This window comes from uncultured Lactobacillus sp., assembly GCF_945290125.1.
Taxonomy (GTDB): Bacteria; Bacillota; Bacilli; order Lactobacillales; family Lactobacillaceae; genus Lactobacillus; species Lactobacillus rizhaonensis.
The window spans coordinates 1-4,708 of the sequence record NZ_CALYQV010000093.1; the positions used below are offsets into that span (position 1 = coordinate 1).

The 4,708-nt window shown below is 35.1% G+C and carries 4 protein-coding genes; 3 read left to right on the plus strand and 1 reads right to left on the minus strand.

What is annotated here, in order from left to right; translation table 11 throughout:
* Positions 1 to 319: 319 nt before the first annotated feature.
* On the plus strand, positions 320 to 1,834 hold the full coding sequence (locus Q0K80_RS09835) for an SLAP domain-containing protein (protein WP_294605878.1): 1,515 nt from the start codon (positions 320 to 322) through the stop codon (positions 1,832 to 1,834).
* A 65-nt stretch (positions 1,835 to 1,899) separates the two neighbouring features.
* Here Q0K80_RS09835 and Q0K80_RS09840 read toward each other — a convergent pair whose 3' ends face one another.
* On the minus strand, positions 1,900 to 3,570 hold the full coding sequence (locus tag Q0K80_RS09840) for a BspA family leucine-rich repeat surface protein (RefSeq protein WP_294605880.1): 1,671 nt from the start codon (positions 3,568 to 3,570) through the stop codon (positions 1,900 to 1,902).
* Between the two features lie 83 nt (positions 3,571 to 3,653).
* Here Q0K80_RS09840 and Q0K80_RS09845 point away from each other — a divergent pair, with 83 nt between their 5' ends.
* A complete protein-coding gene (locus Q0K80_RS09845; RefSeq protein WP_294605882.1) occupies positions 3,654 to 3,932 on the plus strand; it encodes a hypothetical protein in 279 nt (92 codons plus the stop codon).
* 65 nt (positions 3,933 to 3,997) lie between these two features.
* Complete coding sequence (locus Q0K80_RS09850) at positions 3,998 to 4,663, plus strand: hypothetical protein (protein WP_294605884.1); 666 nt, start codon at positions 3,998 to 4,000, stop codon at positions 4,661 to 4,663.
* Positions 4,664 to 4,708 lie beyond the last annotated feature (45 nt).

Here is a 4,708-nt window from a genome sequence, read left to right on the forward strand (position 1 = left end):
CAGAGCTTAGCACTTCAAGTATTCTTTAAGTCAAGCAGATATTTTTACCGAGTTAGACAGTAAGTTCTCCTGCACTGACCAAGCAGAAGAGACCGAGTGCTACAACAATTCGAAGAGCCCGTCTTTTTTGGTTTTGATGAAAATATTCTGTTTCACATCACAACCTCTTTTATCCGCTACTATATATAAGCGATTTTAACGATAAAACCGGCAAAAGCTATAGATAATGCCTTTTTCTGCACTATCTGTACCGATTGTTATATTTAAAGACACTTAAGTGAGCTATAATAAGCTTATGTAGAAATTTTGCGAGGCTAAAATGATGAAATTAATTAAAAAAATTGGCATTAGTCTGACAGCGACCGTATTAGCACTCAGCCCATTGCTGTCAACTTTCAATTGCACACAGGTAGTTCAAGCCGCAAAGAAAGGTGAAAGAAAAGTTACCTTAATCACCAATGCACCCATTTTTAATAAATTTGGACATAAAATTAAAAACAATCCTAAGTACGCGAATACTGCTTTTGACTCTGATATCAGTGGTTATAGATATGCTGACAATGAAACTGCTCTTCCATACTATGGTTCAAGAGAAATCAATGGTCAAAAATACTATCATCTTGGTAAAGGTAACTATGTTAACAATGCCTATGTAAAAAACGTTAATGGTAAAAATACTAAAATTGGCAAGTTGGTTTTAAACCATAAATCACTTATTTACACGAAGTCTGGCAAGTCTCAAAAACGTTCCTTAGCTACGAATTCAGTTGTCAAATATCAAGGTAAAGTCAAAGAAAGCAAGACTAAGCCTACATTTTATTACAGTAAGTATTTCAAGTCGGACAATAAAAAACACTTTTATTATTTACCCACAGTAACAATAAAAAATAAAAAGTACTTTTCTTTAGGAAAAAACCGCTATATTCTAGCAAATAATGTCGGCAGTATTGATGGTTATGTTCTGATTTATAATGGCGTAACTTATGCTACAGTACTCCAAAAGACAAATACTCAAACAATATCTAATAACAGAACTAAGCATACGTTGAACAAGGGCCAAAGAATTAAAGTTGATCTTGCGGTTATTCCATGGGCTGAAGACTTTGAAGGGTATATCTATCGCTTGCACGATTGTCCTGATGAATATGTTGATGGAAGCTTTATTAAGTTACGAAATTACTTGCCTGAAGTTGATTATGATGATCTTGCATATTCCTTTGTAAAGCCAAAATCAACTGAAAATACTAAACTTTATGATTTCTCCGGGGTTCCAACTGGTATTAACCTGAAAACTAGTCAACAAAGTAATATCAAGGTCGACGGCCTAATTTATTTATGGGTTCCTAGTGAAAAGAAAGCTGAACTATTCTACCACTTTTTAAATCCCGGACCATATTACGAAAATTATGTTAACGATGATGGTACAAAGATTAAACAGCCACCTCTTGATCCAAAAACTAACAAGTTATTAATTACCACAGAGCAAAAATTGGTAGCAGTTAAGAGTTTTATCAAAGCTAGTGACGTAGAGTTCAGCGGTGGTGTCAAATTAAAACCTATTAATACCCCTGAAGAAGCCGAACATGACCAGCAAGTAGCAACAACTGCTGACAAAGAGGCTTTGCAAAAGCTCTTTGAAAAGGAAAAGGAGTATGGGTTTGACTATGACTATGGCCGAAAGCTGCTGTTAGAAAATTATGATACTGCCTTGATTAATGAATCCAACGTTCTAACTTCTTCCAAAGCGACAATTGCTGAATTAAAACTAGCCGCTTGGTTAGTTGAAACAACTAGAAAGCAGATAACCACTTTGGATTTTGAAGACTGGAGCTAAAATAAAAAACAAGGGTTAATTTACACTATTCGATGTAAATTAACCCTGTTTTTATGCTTTAACTTTTATTTGATTTTAAGTCCTTTTGGCAATTGTGGCCTTTTACCGTTATACATAACATATATTTCCATTGGACTTCTTTTTGCAGAATGACTGTAAAGCTTCAGCAACTGCTTTTCAGTATATTTTTTACCTTTAGGATTGTAAAGCGTACCACTGCCAACTGCTTGAATGTGCTTAAAGCCCTGACCAACACCTGAATTTTTCTGTAAGCGATAATGTCCCAACTTGACAGCAAAGCCTTTTGGATTTCCGGTCTGAATCAAAATGCCCTTGTTTTGCATATTAAAATGGCTTAGATCAACACCTGCCAGCTTTTTGTCACCTGCAAACATTTTATAGGTTTCTTTTAGCTTTGGAGTATGCCAGCCGCGAAGGTCAACTTTGACTAAGTTAGGACAGTTTTCAAACATGCTAGACATTCGGGTAACACGTTTCGTATTCCAGCCTTTCAAATTAACCTTTTCTAGTGAAGTGTCACCACTAAAAATACCCAACATATCTTTTGCCTTGCTGGTCTTAAAATGATGCAAGTCAAGGCTTTTAATGCTCTTGTTGTCAACAAACATGTAAGCAAAACTAGTCACATTTTTTGTATTAAAATTGCTAATGTTTAAGTTGCTGAGCTTTTTACAATACCCAAACATGAATGCCATATCCGTTACTTTACCAGTATTGAAACTACTGAGATCTAGGCTGGTAATGTTGTAAAGAGAGTTGAACATATTATTCATTTTCTTAACATTCTTGGTATTCCAGCCATGGAGATTAAGCTGAGTCAAGGCAGAGCTGCCATTAAACATAAGGTCCATATTAGTAACTTTACTGGTATCAAAATTGCTCAAGTCCAGGCTTGTCACATTTTCAAGCATAGAAAACATATTACTCATATCAGTTACGTTTTTAGTGTCAAAATTTGCTAGATTAAGTTGGTTTACCTGGCTAAAACTAAACATGTTACGCATATTGGTTACCTTGCTGGTATCAAAGTTACTTAAATTCAAAATCGGCATATTGGTTCTTGAAAACATATATGCCATGTTAATTACTTTGCTAGTATTGAAGTTACTCAAGTCTAAGTTTTTAACCTTAGAATATCCAAACATGTAACTCATATCAGTTACGTTAGCTGTATTAAATTTACTTACATCCAAACTGGGAGCAGCAACCCCTTCAAACATCTGGCTCATATTAGTTACTTTACTGGTATCAAAATTACTAAGGTCTACGCTAGTCAGGGAAGAGTCATTTTTAAACAGTTTAGACATGTTTACTGTTTCGCTGGTATCAACCTTGTCCAAGCCCTTGATATCCTGCAAATTGGTCAGGTACGCAAACTTCTCGCTTGAATCAGCCGCCAGCTTGACTGGCGTTTCAAAAACAATGTGTTCAATGCTGGCATACCATTTAAATTCCTTTTTAAGAGGTATGTTGGACAGCTGGTTAGCTTTTGGTGACGCGTTAATTACCAGTGTTTTGGTGACCACACTATAAGTCCAGTCGCAATCGCCATCTTTGCCTGTCCAATAGCCAAATTTGGTAGTATCAACGCTTGTGCTTTCTGATGTATCAGCTTTGGCAACAGCCGTTGAGCTAATCAAACAAAGCAGACTAAACACTGCTATTGCAAGACCCAGATTGGCTTTTTTAATTTTAGTTATATTATTCGGTTTCATATCTTAGCCTCTTTTCTCATATCTTCATTATAGCCCGGTTTGCTGGTTAAATTGGTTAAAAGATGAAATTTGCGGGGTAAAAAATGAAATTAACAAAAAAGATTAGACACGGGATAATAGCAACAGTACTAGCAATCAGTCCATTATCAACAGTTTTAGCTCAAATACAACCAGTTTTGACTGCTAATGTAGGCTATATTGATGGTCATGTACAACGATATAACGGCGTTGCCACCGCAACAGTGTTAACTGAGTCATACACAACTACAATTAACTATTCTTCTTCTTTGTTTATCGAATCATTTTTACCACTATATGAAGCTAAAAGTATTTTTCTTTTCATACTAGCAAAAAATGCTTGATTTTATATTAAAAATATAATAAGATTATTTTAAAATATAATAGCTTTATGATAGGAGAATTAATCATGAAAGCCTTAACAAAAGTCGTATTAAAATCGACAACAGCGTTATTATTGGCATTAACTACTCTGAGTGAGTCACAGAAAGTGGCTGCAGAGGAAGTTTCTAATCCAGACAACAATATCAGTTATATTGAAAATTTGGGATTAAATAATGGCTTACCTGATGTTGGAGCCCTTCATTATGAGGTTCCGGAAGCAATTGTAGAACAAGAACTAAAACAACAGGCTGATGAACTTATTACAAATAGTAGTGGCAAAACTAGAACTCCTGGGTATGTTAATATTACTTCAAAAGTAATTGGAACTAAGCATGTCTCTGGTGGTGGGTATGCTGGTAATCAGCCCTCTGGAGGAACTAGGTTCCATACCAAAGGAGGATTCTACTGGTCAAATAATGGAGGCCCTACCATCAGTATCGGAGGAGGTTTTGCAGGATTTAGTTTTTCATTTGGCTTAGGTAATGTCTCAAGCAAAGGAAGTTCAGGATATATTACCTATGCTCCTAATACAAAACAGTATTTCAAATTATATGTTCGCAAAAATTTTAAAACTCAAAAATTAGCTATATATGGACATCCATATGGACATCAAAATGGCCCAAAACAGTTTTTATACTATGGCTATACCAGTGCTTTTACGTCTTATGATGCATACGCTAAAGCAGTTTAATTGAAGAGAATATGAAAAAAAATTATTATAAAATCAGTACTTATA

Coding starts and splice junctions, on each gene's coding strand:
- Q0K80_RS09840 (WP_294605880.1), bottom strand. CDS start 3,570: ATGAAACCGAATAATATAACTAAAATTAAAAAAGCCAATCTGGGTCTT.
- Q0K80_RS09835 (WP_294605878.1), top strand. CDS start 320: ATGATGAAATTAATTAAAAAAATTGGCATTAGTCTGACAGCGACCGTA.
- Q0K80_RS09845 (WP_294605882.1), top strand. CDS start 3,654: ATGAAATTAACAAAAAAGATTAGACACGGGATAATAGCAACAGTACTA.
- Q0K80_RS09850 (WP_294605884.1), top strand. CDS start 3,998: ATGAAAGCCTTAACAAAAGTCGTATTAAAATCGACAACAGCGTTATTA.